The sequence below is a fragment of the Streptosporangium canum genome (assembly GCF_900113865.1).
GTDB lineage: Bacteria > Actinomycetota > Actinomycetes > Streptosporangiales > Streptosporangiaceae > Streptosporangium > Streptosporangium canum.
Genome location: NZ_FOQY01000028.1, coordinates 54,562 through 74,610 on the forward strand (window position 1 = coordinate 54,562; position 20,049 = coordinate 74,610).

Genomic DNA, 20,049 nt, shown 5'->3' on the forward strand with positions numbered 1-20,049 from the left:
GCCTGTACAGCGCTCCTTATGATCCTTTAACATCTGGGACTCTAAAGTACTAGCAGGCTAGATAAATGGAGAAGCCGGTGATCGAGTTCCATCTGGACGGCAGGTCGGGTGTTTCGCCGTACCTGCAGCTGGTCCAGCAAGTACGGCATGCGCTGCGGCTCGGCGTGCTGCGCGAGGGCGACCAGATGCCGACCGTCAAGGAGGTCGTGGCGCACTTGGCGATCAACGCCAACACCGTTCTGAAGGCCTACCGGGAGCTCGAGCACGAGGGCCTGGTCGCCGCCCGGCCGGGGGTGGGGACGTTCGTGACGGCGACGCTCACCAACGCCTCGCTGGCCGCGCACGGCCCCCTGCGGCTGGAACTGCGGCGCTGGCTGGCCAAGGCCCGCCGGGCCGGCCTCGACGACGAAAGCATCGAGGCCCTCTTCATGACCACCTTTCGGACCACCGCTCAGGAGGACATAGCGTGAACACTGTCCTGCAGGCCCAGGGACTGGGCAGGAAATACGGCAAGCGCTGGGCGCTGCGTGAGCGCACCATCGACATCCCGGCAGGCCACGTCGTGGGGTTGATGGGGCCCAACGGAGCCGGCAAGACGACGCTGCTGAAGCTGGCCAGCGGCCAGTTGGAGCCGACGGCGGGCGGCATCACCGTGCTGGGCGGCCGTCCCGCCGGCAGCCCGGCGCAGTTGGCCAGGGTGGGGTTCGTCGCCCAGGACACCCCCGTCTACGCCGGGCTGAGCGTCGCCGATCACCTGCGGCTGGGAGCGCGGCTCAACCCCCCCGCTGGGACGCCGCCATGGCGCGGGACCGGATCGCGCGACTCGGTCTCGCCCCCGCCCGGCGGGCAGGCCGGCTGTCGGGCGGCCAGCGTGCTCAGCTCGCCCTCACCCTTGGCCTGGCCAAGCGGCCCGAGCTGCTGATCCTGGACGAGCCGGTCGCCTCGCTCGACCCGCTGGCCCGCCGCGAGTTTCTGCGGGGGCTGATGGAGGCCACGGTCGAGCACGAGTTCAGCGTGGTGCTCTCCTCCCACCTGGCCTCCGACCTGGAACGGGTGTGTGACTTCCTGATCGTGCTCGTCGACTCTCGCGTCCAGGTGGCCGGGGAGGTCGACCGGCTGCTGGCCACCCATCACCGGCTCACCGGCCCGCGCCGCGATCCCGACCGGCTCCCCGCCGACCAGCACGTGGTCTGCGCGCGCCACACCGACCGGCAGAGCACGTACGTGATCCGCACCGACGCCCCGATCCACGACCCCGCCTGGACGGTCACCCAACTCACTCTGGAGGACCTCGTCCTGGCCTACATGGACAAGCACACCGCGGACCGGCGAGTCGCCCTGGAGGTGCGGCGATGATCTGGCTGACCTGGCGCCAGTTCCGCGGCTCGGCCGCGATGATGGCCGCCCTGCTCGTCATCCTCGCCGCCGCCCTGCCCCTGACCGGCCCCGGCTTGGCCTCCGACTACTCCGCCGGGATCGCAGCCTGCACCCAGGACAACACCTGCGACCGCTTCTACGACCACTTCTTCGGCGGGCACGAGACCTCGTTCACGGCCCTGACTCTCGTCGTGCTGCTCCTGCCCGCCCTCGCCGGGCTCTTCTGGGGAGCACCGTTGATCACCCGCGAGCTGGAGGCGGGCACGCACCTGATGGTGTGGAACCAGAGCATCACCCGCGGCCGCTGGCTGGCGGTCAAGCTCGGGCTCGTGGGCTTGACCGCCGTGGCCGTCGCCGGCCTGTGCGGCCTCATGGTGACCTGGTGGTCCGACCCGCTGGACAGATCAGCCGCTGAGAACCTGGCCCTGATGGCTCCCCTGGTGTTCGGCGCGCGCGGCATCGCCCCGATGGGGTATGCGGCCTTCATCTTCGTCCTCGGCGTGACCGTGGGCATGCTGGTGCGCCGCACGCTGCCCGCCATGGCCCTCACTCTGGCCGTCTTCGCCGCGTTCCAGCTCGCCATGCCGCTGCTGGTCCGGCCCCACCTGATGCCCCCGATCACCTCGACCTTCGAGCTCGGCACGACGAACGTGGACGGCATCGGCATAAACCGGGAACGAGGCGGACATGTGGAGATTCGCCTGAGGTCGGCCGTTCCCGGCCACGCGGGCGCCTGGGTCCTGTCCGCCGACCTGGTCGATCCGTCCGGACGTGCGCTCGGCACCGATGGCGGCTTCGCCGCCGTCCGGGTCTCCACCACGTCGGGCCCCTGCGCACCGTCGGCGGGCGCCGGGGACGGCTGCATGGTCGAGATCAACCGGCTCGGCTACCGGCAGCAGGCGACCTACCAGCCTCTTGAGCGCTTCTGGCCCTTCCAGTGGATCGAGACCGGGATCTACGCCCTGCTCACCCTCGGCCTGTCGTGGTTCTGCTTCTGGTGCATCCGCAGGCGCCTGTCATGACCATCATCAGGATCGCGGCCGCCGGGCTCGCCCTCGCGGCGGCGGCGGCCTGCACGGCACCGACGCCACCGCGCGGCGAGGCGAGCACGGCAGCCGGTACGGTCTGCGCAGCGCCCCAGGGAGCTCCCGGGGCGGAGACGGCCACCACGATCGACGTCATCGAGCAGGCCTACTTCTGCATCCTCGGCAACTACTACAGCGGCGCCACGCTGGACGCCCGCTCGCTGCTGAGCGCCGGATTCGTCGCCCTGACGCAGGAGCTCAACCGCAACGGCCGCGACGTGCCCGAGGCGGGCATGCCGGCGCTGACCGGCGACCGCAAGACCGACTGGACCGCCTTCGAGGCCGCCTACCGCACGACCACCGATCAGGTCCCCGACCTGCGCGACAAGCTGGCCGTCGTCACCCTCGAGGCCATCGTGGCCGGCCTCGGCGACAACCACGCCCGCTGGGCGCACGACGTCAAGCAGCCGCCCGACCACTACGACGGCGACGGCTACGGCCTGGGTCTCCAGGCGAACGTCAACGGCCCGCAGGTGGACGGCAACCCCGGCGTCGCCCTCCCCCCGCTGTTCGTCACCACCGTGCAGGGCGGCGCGGCGCAAGCGGCCGGGCTGCGCCCGGACGACATTGTCGAATCGGTCAACGGATCGGCGCCCTTCATCGACGGGAAGGCCACTCCCGCGATCGCCGCCCTCTACCCGGGGTACCCGGAGGCGCGCCCGGTCCGGTTACGGCTCCTGCGGCAGAGCACCGGCCGCCGCTGGAGCGCGACGCTCAAGCCCGGCCTCTACCGACGGGATCTGACCGCCCTGCAAGTGGTGACCTCGAAGCTGCTGGACAACGACATCGCCTATGTACGGCTGCGCGGGTTCGCTCCCGACTCCGCGGACAGGGTCTTCAAGGCGATCTCCAGACTGCGCACCGGCCGGACCCTGTCCGGCGTCGTGCTGGACCTGCGCGGCAACGGCGGCGGCAGCCCCGTGGAGGCGACCCGGCTGGTAAGCGCGTTCGGCCACGGCAAGGTCACCGCCTACCAGTGCACCGTGGACGGCAAGTGCGAGACTTCGCGGACCGACGACACCGTCGAGCTGCTCAACCTGCCGCTGATGGTGCTCACCGACCGCAGTTGCGCCTCGGCGTGCGAGCACTTCAGCTCCGCGGTCAAGGACCTGCGCCTCGGCCGGCTGGTCGGCACCAGAACCGCCGGCGTCATCTCCGGCCCGGCGCAGCCGTACCTGCTCGGCAACAACACCAGCCTGAGCTTCCCCGCCAAACACCACCTCGGGCCCAAGCGCGAGGTGATCGACCGGATCGGCGTGCCGCCCGACCACCACGTGCCCCTGACCCCGAAGGACGCGGCCGCCGGGCGCGACCCCGCGCTGGCCAAGGCCCTGACCTTGCTGGACAAGTGAATGGACCTCTCGATGAGACAGATCCTGGCAGCCGCCACGGGACTGGTCGTCCTGGCCGCGTCCGCCTGCTCCGCGCCCACGCCGCCCCGGTCCGCCGCCCCGTCGGCCACGCCGACCGGCCCCGCCACCCTGCCCGCCCCCACCGGCGCCCATCTGGTCGGCACCACCGCCCTGTATCTGAAGGACGCCTCCCGCCCCGATCCCTGGAACCTCGACGTCGACGCCAGGGAGCTCAAGGTCACCCTGTGGTATCCGACCGAGCAGCGAGGCGGGCAGCGGGCGCCGTACATGACGCCGAAGGAATCGGAGCTCACCCTGAGGCGCTTGGGGATCGGGGGCGTGCCGAACGACACGCTCAGCAAGACGCGCACCAACACCGTCAAAGACGCCGAACCCGCGGGCCGGAACCTGCCGCTGGTGGTGATCTCCCCCGGCTTCACCAATCCGATGATCACTCTCACGTCCCTGGCCGAGGACCTGGCCAGCCGCGGGTACGTGGTGGCCGGGATCGACCACACCTACGAGAGCTACGCCACGACCTTCCCCGGCGGGCGGGTCGCCGAATGCCTCGCCTGCGACAGCGACACCGACCCGGGTTTCGGCACGGGGGTGGTCGCGGGACGGGCGGCCGACGTCTCCTTTGATGGCCGGCGCCCTCGGTATCACGCCCGCCTCCAGCGTTCTGCCCGCGGCGCGCGCCGCCGAGCTCACCCGCTCCTACGTGGCAGCCTTCCTCGACCGGCACCTGAAGTCCAAGCGGCAGCCCCTCCTGGACAAGCCGTCCTCGCGCTACCCCGAGGTCGAGTTCTGCCCCGCGACCTGCGGCCAGTCCTGAGGCCCTGCGAGCCCTGACGCCATCAGGGGATGCTGACATCTTGGGCAGGGAGCTCTGAGGCCCCACCGGCCGACACCCCGGAGCGGTTCAACGCGGCTGGTGGCCCCGGCCCAAAGCAGCCGGTGAATCCGGAGAACAGCCCACCAGGCCGCACCGAAGGCGGCGCCGGCGGCCACGTCGCTGGGCCGGTGCACGCCCAGATACAGCCCGCTCGCCCCGGCCACGCCGCCGACAGCGGCCACCACGACGGGCGCCACCCGGCTCGCCCGCTATATAATCGCAGGTGAAACCCGGTTTTCCGGGCTGCGGCGGTGGGGCCCGCCGCTCCCTCCTGCGGGCGGGACAACCACGAAGGAGTCTCTTCGTCAACGGTCCCTACCAGTGGTGCTCCGTCTAGGTAGCTGGTAGGAGGCGGCCATGAAACTCCACGGCCCGGCACTACGGTTGACGATCCTGGTGTGCGAGAACGACATCTGGCACCACAAGCCCCTGTACTACGAGATCGTGCACCGCGCGCACCGCAGCGGCCTGGCCGGCGCCAGCGTGATGCGCGGCATCGAGGGCTACGGCTCCTCCTGCCGCATCCACACCGCCCGCATCCTGTCACTGTCGGACGAACTGCCGGTCACGGTCACCATCATCGACTCCGAAGAGCGGATCCGCGCCTTCCTGCCCCAGCTGGACGAGCTCATGACCGAAGGACTGGTGACCATCGAACAGGTCGAGGCGATCCACTACGTTCGCCACCCCGTCCAGCAGGCCCCACTCGACACTTCGATGGCCGACAACGCCTTCCCGCGCTAGACGGGGTTTCCGCAGTAGCCGCCTGGGCCGCCCCGGCCGGCGGAGGTTGGCGGCTGCGGGGTCAGTGGCTGCCGGTCAGCTCGCCGGACAGGGTGCCGTGCATGCGGGCGCTGGGCGGGTTGAGCCCGACGATGCGCACGCTCTTGCCGCGGGCGGCGTATTTGGCTTCGACGGCGTCCAGGGCGGCGACACGCCGACCGGCCGTCGACGACGCGTGAACGCCGCCGCGCCTTTCACCTTCTCGATCGGCCCGCACGAGCGGCGATCAGCCAGCCGGACGTATCCGCCAGACCGCCGGCCAGGCTCGCGGCGGTGAACACCGCCAGGCCCGCGGCGAAGACGCGCCGATACTCCTGCCGGCTGGTCACAGGCGGGCGGTCCACTCGTGGCTCGTGAGGACGTCAGCACCCCTGGCCGGGAAGACGCGGTTGATCAGGAAGTCGTGCACGTCCGGCTCCCCGTCGGCGCAGGCGTCGCTGAGCACGGTCAGACGGTAGTCGCGATCGGCGGCGTCGTAGAGCGTGGCGGCGACCATCGCCCCGGTCGCGACACCGGTCAGCACGATCGAGTCGATGCGCTGGGCGCGCAGGAGCAGATCGAGGTCGGTCCCCGCGAACGCGCTGGCGCGGCGCTTGAGGACGACGACCTCGCCCGGCAACGGCGCGATGCGCGGGTGCACGAGCGTCTCGGGGGATTCTTCGTGGAACAGCGTCCCCGCCCTGCGCAGGGCGGTGACCAGTGGGTTTCCCGCTGCCGCATCCAGGCCTGAGGTCCGCAGACCGGTACGTATGAAGATCACGAGGATTCCGGCGGCCCTGGCCGCCGGCAGAATTGTCTCCTCCATGACGGGCAGCATGTCGGCGACGAAGGGGTGTCCGTCGACGATGCCGGCCTGCAAGTCGCCGATGATGAGCGCGGTGGTGGTCATGGCTTCCTGTCCGGACGGCGCGCCATCCGCCGTCCTCCACGGTCGTGTCCTTGGCGTTGTTGTCGTCGATCCGGTACGACGATAGTGGGACAGGTCCGGGTACGGTTGGCGATCGGACCGGCTCCGCCGGCCGGCCGATTCGGCCGGGACGGAAACCGCTGTTGCGCGCCGCCCCGAGGGGCCGTCGCCAGACCTCGTCACACGACCTGCCGTCGCACGTCACCCCGGCCTGTCCCCACCCAACGAAGTGCTCCTAGCCGAGCCCGAGCAGGCGCACGCCCTCCTCGCGCATCTCGACCTTGCGGATCTTGCCGGTGACCGTCATCGGGAACCCGTCGACGACATGGACGTAGCGCGGGATCTTGTAGTGGGCGAGCTTGCCCGCGCAGAACTCCCTGACGGCCTCGACGGTCAGGGGTGTGCCGCCCTGGCGGATGACGACCCAGGCCATGAGCTCCTCGCCGTACTTCTCGTCGGGCACGCCGATCACCTGCACGTCGGCGATGTCGGGGTGGCGGTAGAGGAACTCCTCGACCTCGCGCGGGTAGACGTTCTCGCCGCCCCTGATGACCATGTCCTTGATCCGGCCGACCACGTTGACGTAGCCGTCGGCGTCCATGGTGGCCAGGTCTCCGGTGTGCATCCAGCCGGCGGCGTCGATGGCCTCGGCCGTGCGCTCCGGCTCGTTCCAGTAGCCGAGCATCACCGAGTAGCCGCGCGTGCACAGCTCGCCGGGCTCGCCGCGCGGCACGGTCAGCCCGGTCTCCGGGTGCGTGATCTTGACTTCGACGTGCGGCATCACCTGTCCGACGGTCTCGGTGCGGCGCTCCAGACCGTCGTCGGACCTGGTCATGGTGGAGACGGGCGAGGTCTCGGTCATGCCGTAGCAGATGGCGACCTCGGCCATGTTCATCTCGGTGACGACGCGTTTCATCACCTCGACCGGGCAGGGCGAGCCCGCCATGATGCCGGTGCGCAGGCTGGACAGGTCGTACTGCCCCGCGAGGGTGAGCTCGGCGATGAACATGGTCGGCACGCCGTACAGGGAGGTGCATCGTTCCTGCTGTACGGCCCGCAGCGTCGCCTCGGGGTCGAAGCCGGGCGCGGGGATGACCACGCACGCGCCGTGGGAGGTGGCGCCGAGGTTGCCCATCACCATGCCGAAGCAGTGGTAGAAGGGCACCGGCAGGCACACCCTGTCGTGCTCGTCGTAGTGGATGAGCTCGCCGACGAAGAACCCGTTGTTGAGGATGTTGTGGTGCGAGAGCGTGGCGCCCTTGGGGAAGCCGGTCGTGCCGGAGGTGTACTGGATGTTGATCGCGTCGTCGGCGCTCAGCGACGCCATGCGCTCGCGCAGCCGCTCCTCGGGGGCGGTCAGCGCCAGCAGCCGGTGCCAGCCGGGTTCGCCGAGGTAGACGACGTCGGCGAACCCGATCTCCTCGACCATCGCGCGGTAGTCGCTGCCCTTGTGCGTGAGCGCGCTGATGAGCAGGCGCAGGCCCGACTGCCTGACGACGTAGTCGAGCTCGTGGCCGCGGTAGGCGGGGTTGACGTTGACCAGGATCGCGCCGATCTTCGCGGTGGCGTACTGGACGATCATCCATTCGGCGCAGTTGGGCGCCCAGATGCCGATCCGGTCGCCCTTGGCGATGCCGGAGGCGAGGAGCGCGAGGGCCAGCCGGTTCACCTCGGCGTCGAGCTCGGCGTAGGTCCAGCGACGACCGGAGGGCACGTCGACGAGTGCCTCGCGGTCGCCGAAGCGCCGCACGGTCCGCTCGAAGTTGTCGCCGATGGTCTCGCCCAGCAGCGGGGTCGCCGCCACCGCGCTCGAGTAGGACTGCATGTCACAACCTCCGGTCGGTGGGTTCATTGAAGACCATGGTGTGCCCCAGTGGCCAGCCGGGATCGCCGGTGCGGGCGAAACGCACCCAGGCGGCGTGCATCGCGTCGGCCACGGCCTGCGGCGCGTCCGGCCCCGCGGTGCGTTCGACGCCGGGCGCGTCGAGCACGTCGAAGACGAAGGGCAGGTCGAGGTTGTGCACCGCGCCCACGCGTCCGCCGCCGACCGGGCTCTCGACGGGCGACTCCCACCGGAACTCGTAGGCGTAGGCGGGCCTGGCCTCGCGGATCCAGCGCGTCTCGCGGGTGAACAGGTGCTGGGTGACGGCGCGTCCGACGCGCTCGGCGGGTGTGAGGCCGGGTCCGTCGACCTGGACGCCGAGGTGGTCGAGCGCGGCCTGCGCGGCGACCTCGTCGAGGCCGGCGGCCAGGCGGCGGACGAACACGTCGGCCTCCTGGGAGGTGCAGCCGACCAGCAGCGGCAGGTGCCCGCTCGCGCCTGCGCGCAGGGCGGCCAGCGGGACGGCCGGGATCAGGTCACCGTCGACGACCGGCTTGACCGGCACCGACTCGTTCAGCCCGCCGGCGTCGCCGGTCAGCGGCGGCGGCTGTTCGGCGACGAGCGCCTCGGGGGGCAGCCCGGCGAAGGAGGACCTGGTCGGGTCGATCCCCAGCCGGGTGGCGAGCGTCTTGGCGTAGTCGCGCGCCTCCTGCTCGGTGGCGACCAGGTTGGCCGAGCCGCTCATCACGATCGCGCGCCGGAACAGCCCTTCGGCGCGGGGCATCGTCAGCAGGGTGGCGACGGCGGCGCCGCCCGCCGACTGCCCGGCGATCGTCACGTTGCCGGGGTCGCCGCCGAAGGCCGCGATGTTGTCGCGTACCCATTGCAGCGCGGCCAGCCAGTCGAGGACGCCCCGGTTGAGCGGGGCGTCCTCCAGGGCCAGGAAGCCCTCGAAGCCGAGCCGGTAGTTGACGGCCACGCAGACCACGCCGTCACGGGCGAAGCGGGTGCCCTGGTGCCAGGCCGCCCCGTTGCCGCCGATGGCGAACGCGCCGCCGTGGATCCACACCAAAACGGGCAGCCCGGCCCGGCCGGTCTCAGGGGTGCGCACGTCGAGGTTGAGGCAGTCCTCGCCGACCTCGAAGACGTCGGGCGCGTACAGGCCGATGTCCTCACCGGCCGCCTGCGGGGCGGCGGGGCCCCGCGTGACGGCGGACCGTACACCCTCCCACGCGGGTGGCGAGACGGGCGCGCCGAAGCGGTGCTCGCCGAAGGGCGGGGCGGCGTACGGCACGCCGAGGAAGGCGAGCACCCCCTCCTCGGCCCTGCCCTCGACCAGCCCGGCAGTGGTTGGCACGATCATGCGCGACGCCATCCGGCCGTCCCTTCGACGATTCTGATCGCCGCCCGGGTGAGCGGCTCAAGGCCGGCCTCGTGCACCTTGTCGAGGGTGTCGGCCGAGTCGAACAGGTACATGGGCGCCGACAGGAAGTGCACGAGCGGCACCCCCTCGGGGTGGAAGAAGGCCCCGTCGGTGGGCGGCATCGGGGAGAACACGTCCGGCGGCAGCACGAAGGAGCGCCTCAGGTCCTCCGCGACGAGGGCCGCCGCCACCAGGCTCTCCAGCTCCGGCTTCCTGGTGGTGAACCACCAGCCGGGTTCGGGGTCGCCGGTGGGCACCAGCTCGCCGTCCACGACCACGCACCGCCGGGCGGCGTGCTCCAGGTGGAGCTGGAGCACGACGTCGCCCAGCAGGCCGCGGTTCTCCTCGATGAAGGCCCGGGTGCCCGCGGCGTGCGCCATGTGACCCGCGGTCAGCAGGAAGAGAAGGTTGTGCGGCCGGTCCCGCTCGGGCACGCCCGCCCAGTACTGGGCGGCGGCCAGCACCAGCGCGATCCCCGAGGCGTCCTCGACGGCCGAGGCCCAGGGCGCGTCGTGGTGCGAGCCGATGATCACCCACTGGCCGGAGCGGCCGGGGAGCGTGCCGATCACGTTGTGCGAGAGGGCCGGGCCCGTCTCCGACTCGACGGTGAGCGTGCCCGTGCAGGGGCCCTCGTCGACCAGGTCGAGCACCCGACGCGCGTCGCCGCCCGACAGCCAGACGGCCGGAAGGTCGCGGTGCACGGCGTCGTAGGGCACGTAGTAGTCGCGGGTCTCCCACGGCACCCCGGTCAGCGCCCCCGCGAAGGCGGCGGCGCCGCCGTCCATGACGCCCTGGATGACGTCGAGGTAGTCGAGCTGGAACGGCAGCGTCTGGACCAGCTCGTCGAAGACGCCCTCGGGGTCGTGCACGGCCGTCGCCAGCTCCCTGAGGTAGGACTGCGGCAGCTCGGTGAAGGTGTACTCGGGCACGACGATCGCGCCCGGCACGACCTCGCGGCTGACCGGCGCGCGCACGGTCGCCTTCGGCGTGGTGTACGGCAGGGCGGACGCCGCCACCCGCACGACTCTCGACGGGTCGGCGTCCAGGCCCACCACCAGGGCCGCCGTCACCGGCCGCCAGACGGGCAGCTCGACCGGCGCCAGCCGTACGTCGTGCAGCCCGAACTCGGTGAAGCGCTCGGCGGCCCACGCGGCGGTCCAGTCGTCGGCCGGGTAGCCGGGACGCCTGATGCCCCGCGAGGTGACCGTCTCGATCCACTCCATCATCCTCGCGGTGTCCGGGATCATCGTTTCAGCCCTCCGAAGGTGAGTCCCGCCACGTAGTAGCGCTGCAGCGCCACCATCAGGATGAACGGCGGCACGGCGGTGACCAGTGCCGCGGTGGTGGTCAGGTGATAGGTGAAGCCGACCTCGCTCTGGAAGTTGGCCAGCCCCACCGGCAACGGCCACAGCTCCTGCTCGTTGGCCACGATCAGCGGCCAGAGCAGGTTGTCCCACTGCGCCAGGAAATGCACGAGGAACAGGGTGATGAGCGCGGGCTTGAGCAGCGGCACGGCGACGCGCGCGAAGATGCGGAACTCCCCCGCGCCGTCGACCCGCGCGGCCAGCAGCAGCTCCTTCGGGATGCCGAGGGCGAACTGCCGCACCAGGAAGACGCCGAACGCGCTGATCATGCCGGGCACCATCATGCCCTGGAAGGTGTTGACCCAGCCGAGCTCCTTCACGATGAGGAAGACGGGGATGACCAGGACCATCGGGGTGAGCGCGAGCGTGCCGACCACCAGCGCGAACAGGACGCGGCGGCCGGGGAAGGACAGCTGGGCCATCGCGTATCCGGCGGCGGCCGAGAAGATCACGTCCAGGACGCCGGTGCCGACGCACAGGATGAGGCTGTTGCGCAGGTAGGTGGGCAGGTTGCCCTCGCCGAACAGCAGCCTGATGTTGTCGGGCAGGTGGAAGCCGTTGAAGACCAGCCCGCGCAGGTCGGTGTCGTCGGGCGCCGAGGCGACGACGAGCATGGCGTAGACCGGCAGCAGCATGAACCCGACCGCGACGATCAGCCAGACGGTGCGCAGGACGGTTCCCGCTCTCATTCGTCGCCTCCCTTCAGGAACCCGAACTGCAGCGCCGAGACGATCACCATGGCGACGAGCAGCACCATGCCCATCGCGGCGGCGTAGCCCATGTGCTCGTAGGGGAAGGCGTTGGCCCAGATGTAGTACGGCAGCACCTGGGTGGCGTCGGCGGGCCCGCCGCCGGTGAGCAGGAAGGCGGGCACGAACGCCTGCATCGATCCGGCCACCGAGATGACCAGGACGAACAGCAGGGTCCTGCGCAGCAGCGGGAGCGTGATCCGGGTGAACGTGGTCACCGCCCCTGAGCCGTCGATGGCGGCGGCCTCGTACACCTCGCCGGGCAGCGCCTGCAGCCCGGCGGTCAGGATGATCACGAACAGCCCCATGCTCTTCCAGACGACCATCACGACCAGGGCCCAGATGGCCAGGTCGGAGCTGGTCAGCCAGGACTGCGGACCGATCCCGACCAGGCCGAGGAGGGTGTTGGCCAGGCCCCGGTCGGAGTAGATGATCACCCAGACCATGGACGTGGCGGCGAGCGGCATCACGGCCGGAATCATGACGAGCGCTCTGAGCCCGCGGTTGAGCCGTCCCGGCTTGCTCAGCGGCACGGCCACCAGCAGGGCCAGCACGATCGTCGGGACGACCGTGCAGACCGTGTAGACGACGGTGATCCACGCCGAGTTGAGGAAGCCGGGGTCGGCGAACATGCGCTCGTAGTTGGCCAGGCCGATCCAGTTGGGCGTCCCCGCCATCTCGTAGTCGGTGAAGCTGAGATAGATGGCGGCCAGGAACGGGACGAGCCAGAACACGACGAAGAAGACGGCCACCGGGAGGGTCAGCGCCACGCCCGCCGCGGCCTGGGGCCGGGCCCTGCCCCTGCCGAGCACGCTCACAGGGCCATGGGGCCGGGCTCTGACCCTGTCGAGCACGCTCACAGGGCCAGCCGCACGGTGGAGTCGAAGGTCGCCGCGGCCTGGGCGGGGGTCGACTTGCCGTGGGCGACGGAGTCGACGGCGCCGGCCGCGGCCTTCGCCAGTTCGAGGGTGCCGGGGATGATCGGGCCGAAGTCGACATGCGGGAGGCTGTCGGCGACGATCTTCATGATCTCGGACTTGCCGCGCGGCCCGGCGTCGCGCCAGCCCTTGGTCGGGATGATGATGCCGTTGTCGAGGTTGGCGGTCACCGACGGGGCGCCCTGCAGGTAGTTGACGAGGTGCCAGGCGGTGAACTGGTTGGGCGAGTCCTTGGCCACGCCCCAGCCCCAGGTGTAGGCGGGAACGACGGGCGGCCCGCCGGCCCAGGTGGGCATGGGCGCGACGCCGTACTGCTTGCCGAAGGTGAGCTTGTCCTTGCCCAGCTTCTCCAGCGCGGGGCCGAGGAAGGCGCCGCTGACGACCATGGCGGCCTCGCCGGAGTAGAACAGGCCGAGCGCGCCCAGCGGGTTGGAGAGCTTGGGGTTGCCGATCCCCGACATGTATGTCAGGGCGTCGATGCCCTGCTCGGTGGCCAGCGACGCCTTCGCGCCGCCGGCCGCGACGAGCTCGCCGCCCTTGCCCCGGACGAGGGCGGTCAGCGTCATGAGGGCCCACTGCGGGTCGCCGTAGAGCCACTGCAGGCCGACCCGCCTGCGGTCCTTCGAGGTCAGCCTGGCGCTGTGGTCGGCGATCTCCTCCCAGGTCGCCGGGGGCTTGTCGGGGTCGAGTCCGGCCTCCTCGAACCGGTCCTTGCGGTAGTAGAGCATGCAGGGGTTGAAGTCGACGGGCACGCCGTAGGGCACGTCCTGGTAGGTGAGCGGGGTGGTCGTGCCCGGCTCGTAGTTCTGCAGCGGCAGCGCCTTGGTGTCGACGGGCGCGAGCCGCTGCTTCTTGGCGTGCGCGGGGAAGCTCCAGTGGCCGATCTTGAAGACGTCGGGCGGGGCGCCGCCGCTGAAGGCGGTCAGCAGTTTGGCGTCGAGCTGGCCCACGGGCAGGTAGAGCAGCTTCACGTCGACCTTGAACTCGGCGATGTAGCGGTGCACGAGCTCCTGGAACTGCCGGCCGGTGTCCTGCGAGCCGTGCAGCCAGACGGTGACCTCGCCGTGCGGCCCGCCGTCCGCGGCCTGCTGCCGGGGCTGGTCCTTGCCGCATCCGGCGAGCAGGGTGAGCGCGCCGGCGGCCAGTAGCCCACGCCGCGTCAGATCCGCCATGGTGGTTCTCCTAGGTGAGGTTCTTGAGGGCCCGGTTCTGCCAGGCGGTGTTGGTGGGGAGCTCGGCGGCGCTGCCGGCGAACGCCCCGCGGGCCTGGGAGTCGACCTGGAGGCGGTACCTCAGCCAGGCGGTCACGTAGCCGAGGAAGGCCCCGCCGGTGTTCTGGATGTCGTTGTGCCCCGCGCCCTTGAGCAGCGCCCGGCCCGCTCCGGCGGTGGCCTGGTCGTAGTAGCCCTGCACGGTCGCGGCCGAGGAGATCAGCCAGTCGTTCGCGCCGCTGAGGAAGAGCACCGGGCAGGTCAGGTCGGCGACGGAGAACTCGTCTCCCGGGCCGGCCATCCACTGCGCGGGCACGGCGATCGGCACGACGGTCTTGATCAGCCCGGCGGAGTCGTTGGCCGCGTTGATGGATCCGCCCGCACCCTGGGAGTGGCCGACGGCGGCGACCTGGGCGGTGTTCAGCTTGCCGTGGAAGACGCTGGCGGGGTCGGTGTCGAGGCTGATGAGGTGCTGGGCGGCGGCGAGGATCTCGGCGCCGGTGCCCGTGGTCGTGTCGGTGGAGGCGACCACCGCGAAGCCCCACGAGGCGAGGTGGTTGAGCAGTCCCGGATAGTTGTCGGGGGTGGCCCACGAGCCGTTGCCCCAGGTGACGATCGGGTGGGTGACGCCGCCCGAGCCCAGGGTCTGCGGGTAGTAGAGCCGGTGGCCGCCCGAGGTGCCGGTGGCGACCGGCCACGGACCCGCCGCCTTGTAGATCGTCTCGATGGTGGAGGCGGCGTTGGCCTCGGTGGTCAAGGACAGGAATCCGGCCGACATGAGGCCGAGCGCCCCTGCCCGCAACGCCTGCCGGCGGGTGAAGTTCTCCATGGTCACCTCGTAGGTTATTTGGAGACGTGAACGTCTCCTAAGAGAGGGAAGTACGATCGGAGAGCGATGTCAAGACATGAACAGAAGGAAATTCCGGCGGCCCGGCCGCTCCCCAGGGGGCGGCACGGACTCTCCCCCGACACGGTGCGCAACTCCCAGCGAGAGCGCCTCGTGGAGGCCATGCTGAAGCTCGTCGCCAGACGCGGATACGCCGCCACGAGCGTGCCGGACGTGATCGCCGCCGCGCGGGTCTCGCGCAACGCCTTCTACGCCCAGTTCGCCGACAAGGAGGCGTGCTTCCTCGCCGGATGCGAGCGCGACCTGCCCGAGTTGATCGACTCGATCCGCACGGCCGCGTCGGGGGCGGGCGACCGCTGGAACGAGGCGCTCCGGCTGGGGATGACCGCCTACCTGCGGTGGTGGCAGGAGCGCCCGGAGTACGCGCAGGCGTACTTCGTGGAGTTGCCGAGGGCGGGCGAGCGGGCCGTCGAGCAGCGTGACGCCGCCTACCGGCCCTTCCTCGACATGTTCGGGGCGCTGGCCGCGCGGGCCAGGCTGGAGGATCCCTCGCTGCCGCCGCTGCGTGCCGCGGTGCCCCGCCTGATCGTCTACGGGACCACCGAGTTCATCGCCTCGGAGGTGCGTGAGGGCCGCGTCGCCACCCTGACGTCGTCGGCCGGCGACCTCTACCACTACACGGTCGCCCTGCTCGCCGGCCCCGATCACGGCATCGCGACCACCCCTTCCGCCTGAACCAGCCAGCCTTCGGGGAAGCACCCCTCGGCCGCCATGTGGGCGACGGCGGCCAGCAGGCCGCCGTTGCCCGGCAGGTAGAGGGGCAGCAGGCCGGGCCACTGGTGGTTGTGGCCGTTGGCCAGGTAGGTGTTCTTCGGGACATCCATCAGCAGCGCGTCCACGGCGGTGTCAGGCTCGCCGAGCCGGGCCGCGCACATGGCGAGCATCGGATAGTCCCAGCCCCAGGTGCTCTCCAGGTCCCAGCCGGCGAGCACGTCGTGCAGGGTGGCCCGCATGGTCTCGGGGTCGATCAGCGGGGTGGGCGGCACGAACCCGAGCGCGCCGGTCATCGAGGGATGGTCGGTCCTGATCGTGTACGGCTCCACGCCGATGGCCGCGTAGACGCCGTCGCGCACCAGCGGCCGGGCCAGGCCGTGCAGGACCCGCGCCCACTCCGGGTCGGGGTCGAGACCGAGCAGGCCCCGCCACCGCTGGGCCGTCTCCAGCCCCCACCACCAGTAGGCCAGCTCGAACGTGGGATCGCGCACCGACCGCCTGGACTCGTAGTAGGACTCCTGAGCCGGGACCAGCGGCGGCCCCAGATGCCCGCCGCCCGCGAAGGAGGCCATGAACTCGGCCGTCTCGAACACCAGGTCCCGGTAGTCCTCCAGCGCCCCCGGGCGGACCCGGCGGAGCAGCTCGGCGAAGTAGATCAGGTGCGGCTGCTGCCAGACGATGAATGCGCCGATCTCGCTCGGGCTCTCCCTGCCCTCCGGCCCCACCTGCTTGGGCCAGCGGGCACCGCGGAAACCCTGCCGGCCGGCCGTGGCCCTGGCCCGCGGCAGGATCGAGCGGTACCACGGCAGGCTCCGCTCCAGCAGCTCGGGCCTGCCCCACAGGGCGAAGTGGGCGGCATGCCACCAGTGCATCTCCAGGTGGAACTTGCCGCTCCAGGAGTTGACGGCCAATCCGGTCTCCTGCGGCGGGGTGGAGCCCGCGCAGTTGACCGCGGTGAGGTACTGCGAGAGCACGACCCGGCGTTCGAGCTCGGGCGCTCGCGGGTCGGTGCTGCCCTCGAAGCTCACCGCTCCCCCGCTCGTCCAGAACCTCTCCCAGTGGGCGGCGGCAGCCGTACGGACCTGCGAGAAGGACGGGAGGGCGGCGCCGACGGGGTGGCGCGCGAACTCGACGACGAGCTCCAGCTCCTCGCCCTGGATCAGGTACACGTGACCGCCGGGCGACGTGAGCCGCGCCGACCCCGCCCACTCGGCGGCCACGTGGTAGCGGTCCGCGTCCAGGACGCGGGTGAAGTCACAGCGCGAGCCGTACGGCGTGCGCGTGAGCGCGTGCGTGGTGGTGTGCCTGTCGGGTCCGTCCCAGTCGGCGGTGGTGTGCCAGCCGTCGCTGGCGTAGGGGAAGGCGATCCTGATCCCCGTGCCGCCCACGACGCGGATGGCCAGCAGGTCCCGCTCGGGGTGACAGACCGTCTCCACCTCGTACGGCAGGCCGCCCAGCTCGAAGGAGCTGGACAGCGCGCCGGTCCACAGGTCGAGGGTCTGCGCCGACCGGCCGAGGGGGGCGGCCTCGTCGACGTCGAGGCCGATCCGGCCCAGATGCAGGCGGTGCGGGTTCACGTGCAGCCAGCCGCCCGCCTCGGTGGCCGGATACAGGTCCGGATAGCCGGCGCCGTCGTAGTCGGTGAGCGCGTCTTCCAGCACATGGCCCTCGGGGTTGGGCATCGTGTGCCAGCCCCACTGCGCCTGCGTGCCCAGCGGTGCGAAGGTCTGCAGCCCGGTGGCGTCGGCGGTGAAGGCGAACTCCCCGTTGCCGACGGTGAGCGGACACCCGGCGTCGGCGATGGTGTGCCGACGCACGAGCGTCCTCCTGTCCATGCTCACGCACACCCCGGCGTGCCGGAGGCGCGCTGCTGGCGCATGGTGGTCACGTCGCCCGCGACGGCCGACTGGGCCATCGGGCCGAGGTCGAGCACGACGTCGGTGAAGGCGAGCGACGCCTTGCGCATCGCCGGCAGGTCGATCGCCTCGGCGCCGAACTGCGGCGAGAACAGCGTCTTGGGTGCGGCGATGGGCGAGATGACGGGCAGCAGGTGCCGGTTGTAGGGCGTGCCCTCGCCGCCGAAGCCGCAGTGGCGCGGCACCGTGGCGAGGTCGGCCGCCGACAGGCCCTTGAGGATCGCGGTGCGCCTCACGTCCCAGTACTGAATGTGGCCCTTGACCAGTTCGCGCAGCGGCGTGCTCTCGCTGACGGGGACCATCAGCAGTTCGGTGAGGGTGGGGTTGGCGACGAGCTGCTTGCCCGGCAGGCTGTTCGGCCTGGCGACCGCGTCGTAGCGCTTGGCGCCGAGGTGCTCGAGCACGACGACGGAGGAGACCCCGCCCTGGTCGTACTCGGCGTCGAGCTGGGCGGCGAGCTGACCCGCGCCGCCCTCGCGGACACCGGGGCCGGTCAGGTGCTGGTAGAGGTGGCCGGTCACGAACGCGAACTGCACGGTGCGCGGACGGCACTCCACCGGTAGCGACGACAGGTAGCGGGCCATCTCGATCATGGTGAGCGGGCCGTTGTCCCACACCGGGCTCATGCCGTCGGTGTGGCTCTCCACGACGATCTTCTGGGCGCTCCCGCCGGGAAGCGTCGCGAGCAGGGTGCGGGTCGTCGTCGGCGTCCAGGCGGCGTTCACGGTCAGCGCGGCCTGGACCGGCTGCCCGGCGGCCAGCGCGTCCTTGATCTGCTTGCCCTGGTCGGCGCCGACGTACGCGCCCGGCACGCCGTACGGCAGGCCCTCGTAGGGCGCGTACATGCCCTGGATCTGGGCGTGCGGGAGCTGGCTGATCTCGATCACGCCCACCGCGCCCGCGGCGGCGGCCGCCTTGAGGTCGGCGTCGGCCGCGGCCGGGGCCTCCATCGACTCCGAGCCGAGCATGTTGATCGTGAGGGCCGGGTCGTACATGGAGTAGCCGAGGCCGAGCGGATAGAACAGCAGGTTGGGCACGCTGGTCCAGGGCAGGTCCCTGACGACGATCTTCCCGGCGGCGTTGGCCGCGGTGATGGTCGTCCCCGCGGCCAGGTGGACGAGCGGCGCCGAGACGCCGCCCGCGCCGGTGGAGGAGGAGAACGGCACGGGGGCCGCGACCTGCACGGCCGTACCGCCGACGGTCAGGCCGGTGCCGAGGCTGTCCCAGCGGTCGATGGCGTAGGGCAGGGAGGAGAACTGGAGGCCGGGGATGGCCGCCATCTCCTCCTCCAGCCAGTCGACGTAGTCGGCGTGCGCGGTGGAGCCGGTCGGCCTGGGGCCGAACGCCTCCTGCTGCTCGGCCAGGGTGCTCAGGCGGGCCTCGGAGGCGAACGCGGCGGGGTCGACCCTGACCGGGCAGGCCAGGGCGGCCGCCTGGGCGAGGGCCGGTTGCGCGGGCGCGACCAGCGGGAGGAGAAGGGCGAGGAGAGCGAGTCGTCTCACGTGGGGGGTCCTTCCATCGAATCGTTTTAATGTGTGGTCCGCGACAGTCCCCCGACATGCGGTCGGTTCTCAGCGGCGAGGCGGTCCTGTGGTTCCGCGGACGATCAGCGTGGGCGACACCGACGACGTCACCGATCGTGAGCGTCCCTCGATGCGTTCGACGAGCAGGCGCGCGGCGGTCGCCCCGATCACCTGCCCGTCCTGGTCGACGCTGGTGAGCGAGATGCGCTTGAGCGAGGCGATGCCGATGTTGTCGTATCCGGCGACGGAGAGGTCCTCCGGCACCGACAGGCCCGCCTCGTCGGCGGCGCGCAGCACGCCGAGCGCCGCGATGTCGGCCCCGGCGAAGATCGCGGTGGGCCGCTCGTCGCGCGCGAGCAGTTCCCGCGCGCCCTCGAAGCCGCCCTCCTCGGTGAAGGAGGTGGCCAGCACGTCGTCGGCGAGTCCGTGGGCTCGCATCGCCTGGCGGTACCCTTCGGCGCGCACCGTGTGCGGCAGCCCCTGGGCGCGGGCCCGCTCCAGGTGGGTGATGTGCGCGATCCGGGTGTGCCCGAGCCCGACCAGGTGGTCGACCACGAGCCCCGCCCCCATCACGTCGTCGTCGACGACCGCGTCGTAGGCCGCGGAGCCGCCGTGCCTGCCCACCACGACGACCGGGGTGGCCGTCGCGATGGCGGCGAGTTCGGCGTCCGCCATGACCGGCGAGATCAGGATGAGCCCGTCCATGCTCCGGTCGATCATGGCGTCGGTCATCCTGGCCTGCGTCTTGGGCTCGATCCCGCCGGGTCCGAGCAGCACCTGGTACTCGGTGTCGCCCAGCCGGCCGGTGACGCCCTCGATGATGTCGGGGAAGAACGGGTTGCGGGTGTCCGAGAGCATGACGCCGAGGGTGTAGGTGCGTCCGCGCAGGGCGCGGGCCGCGGCGTGCGGGCGGTAGCCCAGCTCGTCGATGGCCTGCGTCACCTTGGCCTGCATCTCCGCGCTCACGCCGTAGGCCCCGCGCACCACCTTGGACACGGCGGCCGTGGAAACCCCGGCTCGCCTGGCCACATCGGCGATCGTCACCCGTCCGCTCGTCACACGCCGTCCTTCATAGAGTTTTCG

At 71.3% G+C, this 20,049-nt stretch carries 20 protein-coding genes; 8 read left to right on the forward strand and 12 right to left on the reverse strand.

Annotation, left to right across the window (positions count from 1 at the left end; all coding sequences use genetic code 11):
- Nucleotides 1-77: 77 nt before the first annotated feature.
- The 7 genes from BM085_RS31330 (at nt 78) to BM085_RS31355 (ending at nt 5,453) form a co-directional block, all read left to right on the forward strand.
- A complete protein-coding gene (locus tag BM085_RS31330; RefSeq protein ID WP_245789805.1) occupies nt 78-470 on the forward strand; it encodes a GntR family transcriptional regulator in 393 nt (130 codons plus the stop codon).
- A complete protein-coding gene (locus tag BM085_RS47225; protein WP_342742909.1) occupies nt 467-922 on the forward strand; it encodes an ATP-binding cassette domain-containing protein in 456 nt (151 codons plus the stop codon). Before BM085_RS31330 ends, BM085_RS47225 begins: the two co-directional genes overlap by 4 nt.
- Nucleotides 856-1,356 (forward strand): AAA family ATPase, encoded by a 501-nt coding sequence (locus BM085_RS47230; RefSeq protein WP_425443285.1) that lies wholly within the window; start codon nt 856-858, stop codon nt 1,354-1,356. Before BM085_RS47225 ends, BM085_RS47230 begins: the two co-directional genes overlap by 67 nt.
- Complete coding sequence (locus tag BM085_RS31340; protein ID WP_093890448.1) at nt 1,353-2,399, forward strand: ABC-2 transporter permease; 1,047 nt, start codon at nt 1,353-1,355, stop codon at nt 2,397-2,399. The genes BM085_RS47230 and BM085_RS31340 overlap by 4 nt, the downstream gene beginning before the upstream one ends.
- Nucleotides 2,396-3,814 (forward strand): S41 family peptidase, encoded by a 1,419-nt coding sequence (locus BM085_RS31345; protein ID WP_093890497.1) that lies wholly within the window; start codon nt 2,396-2,398, stop codon nt 3,812-3,814. Before BM085_RS31340 ends, BM085_RS31345 begins: the two co-directional genes overlap by 4 nt.
- A 12-nt stretch (nt 3,815-3,826) precedes the next feature.
- Nucleotides 3,827-4,666: an alpha/beta hydrolase gene (locus BM085_RS31350; protein WP_245789806.1), complete on the forward strand. Its 840-nt coding sequence runs from the start codon at nt 3,827-3,829 to the stop codon at nt 4,664-4,666.
- 400 nt (nt 4,667-5,066) lie between these two features.
- Complete coding sequence (locus BM085_RS31355) at nt 5,067-5,453, forward strand: DUF190 domain-containing protein (RefSeq protein ID WP_093890449.1); 387 nt, start codon at nt 5,067-5,069, stop codon at nt 5,451-5,453.
- A gap of 61 nt (nt 5,454-5,514) precedes the next feature.
- Here the strand turns inward: BM085_RS31355 and BM085_RS31360 are convergent, their stop codons facing one another.
- The 9 genes from BM085_RS31360 to BM085_RS31400 form a co-directional block, all read right to left on the reverse strand.
- The gene (locus tag BM085_RS31360) at nt 5,515-5,709 is read right to left on the reverse strand and encodes a hypothetical protein (protein ID WP_093890450.1); all 195 of its coding nucleotides are present in this window, start codon (nt 5,707-5,709) and stop codon (nt 5,515-5,517) included.
- Between the two features lie 108 nt (nt 5,710-5,817).
- Entirely contained in the window at nt 5,818-6,381 is a 564-nt protein-coding gene (locus tag BM085_RS31365) for a cysteine hydrolase family protein (protein ID WP_093890451.1), read from the reverse strand.
- Nucleotides 6,382-6,634: 253 nt separating this feature from the next.
- Entirely contained in the window at nt 6,635-8,224 is a 1,590-nt protein-coding gene (locus tag BM085_RS31370; RefSeq protein ID WP_093890452.1) for an AMP-binding protein, read from the reverse strand.
- Between the two features lies 1 nt (nt 8,225).
- A complete protein-coding gene (locus BM085_RS31375) occupies nt 8,226-9,584 on the reverse strand; it encodes a carboxylesterase/lipase family protein (protein WP_177245366.1) in 1,359 nt (452 codons plus the stop codon).
- The gene (locus BM085_RS31380; protein ID WP_093890454.1) at nt 9,581-10,891 is read right to left on the reverse strand and encodes a M28 family metallopeptidase; all 1,311 of its coding nucleotides are present in this window, start codon (nt 10,889-10,891) and stop codon (nt 9,581-9,583) included. Before BM085_RS31380 ends, BM085_RS31375 begins: the two co-directional genes overlap by 4 nt.
- Nucleotides 10,888-11,697: a carbohydrate ABC transporter permease gene (locus tag BM085_RS31385; RefSeq protein ID WP_093890455.1), complete on the reverse strand. Its 810-nt coding sequence runs from the start codon at nt 11,695-11,697 to the stop codon at nt 10,888-10,890. The genes BM085_RS31380 and BM085_RS31385 overlap by 4 nt, the downstream gene beginning before the upstream one ends.
- Nucleotides 11,694-12,575: a carbohydrate ABC transporter permease gene (locus BM085_RS31390; RefSeq protein WP_143121144.1), complete on the reverse strand. Its 882-nt coding sequence runs from the start codon at nt 12,573-12,575 to the stop codon at nt 11,694-11,696. Before BM085_RS31390 ends, BM085_RS31385 begins: the two co-directional genes overlap by 4 nt.
- 38 nt (nt 12,576-12,613) lie before the next feature.
- Complete coding sequence (locus BM085_RS31395) at nt 12,614-13,867, reverse strand: extracellular solute-binding protein (RefSeq protein WP_093890457.1); 1,254 nt, start codon at nt 13,865-13,867, stop codon at nt 12,614-12,616.
- A 10-nt stretch (nt 13,868-13,877) separates the two neighbouring features.
- Nucleotides 13,878-14,735, reverse strand: coding sequence for a poly(ethylene terephthalate) hydrolase family protein (locus BM085_RS31400; protein ID WP_093890458.1), 858 nt, complete (start codon nt 14,733-14,735; stop codon nt 13,878-13,880).
- Nucleotides 14,736-14,801: 66 nt separating this feature from the next.
- Between BM085_RS31400 and BM085_RS31405 the strand changes: the two genes are divergently transcribed.
- On the forward strand, nt 14,802-15,488 hold the full coding sequence (locus BM085_RS31405) for a TetR/AcrR family transcriptional regulator (protein ID WP_093890459.1): 687 nt from the start codon (nt 14,802-14,804) through the stop codon (nt 15,486-15,488).
- Here the strand turns inward: BM085_RS31405 and BM085_RS31410 are convergent.
- From BM085_RS31410 to BM085_RS31420, 3 genes are all read right to left on the reverse strand, one after another.
- A complete protein-coding gene (locus tag BM085_RS31410; protein ID WP_218158877.1) occupies nt 15,458-17,344 on the reverse strand; it encodes a hypothetical protein in 1,887 nt (628 codons plus the stop codon). The two genes, BM085_RS31405 and BM085_RS31410, sit on opposite strands and share 31 nt — an antisense overlap.
- Nucleotides 17,345-17,364: 20 nt before the next feature.
- Nucleotides 17,365-18,945, reverse strand: a complete 1,581-nt coding sequence (locus tag BM085_RS31415; protein ID WP_093890461.1) for a hypothetical protein — start codon at nt 18,943-18,945, stop codon at nt 17,365-17,367.
- Between the two features lie 69 nt (nt 18,946-19,014).
- Nucleotides 19,015-20,025: a LacI family DNA-binding transcriptional regulator gene (locus BM085_RS31420; RefSeq protein WP_093890462.1), complete on the reverse strand. Its 1,011-nt coding sequence runs from the start codon at nt 20,023-20,025 to the stop codon at nt 19,015-19,017.
- Between the last annotated feature and the right edge of the window lie 24 nt (nt 20,026-20,049).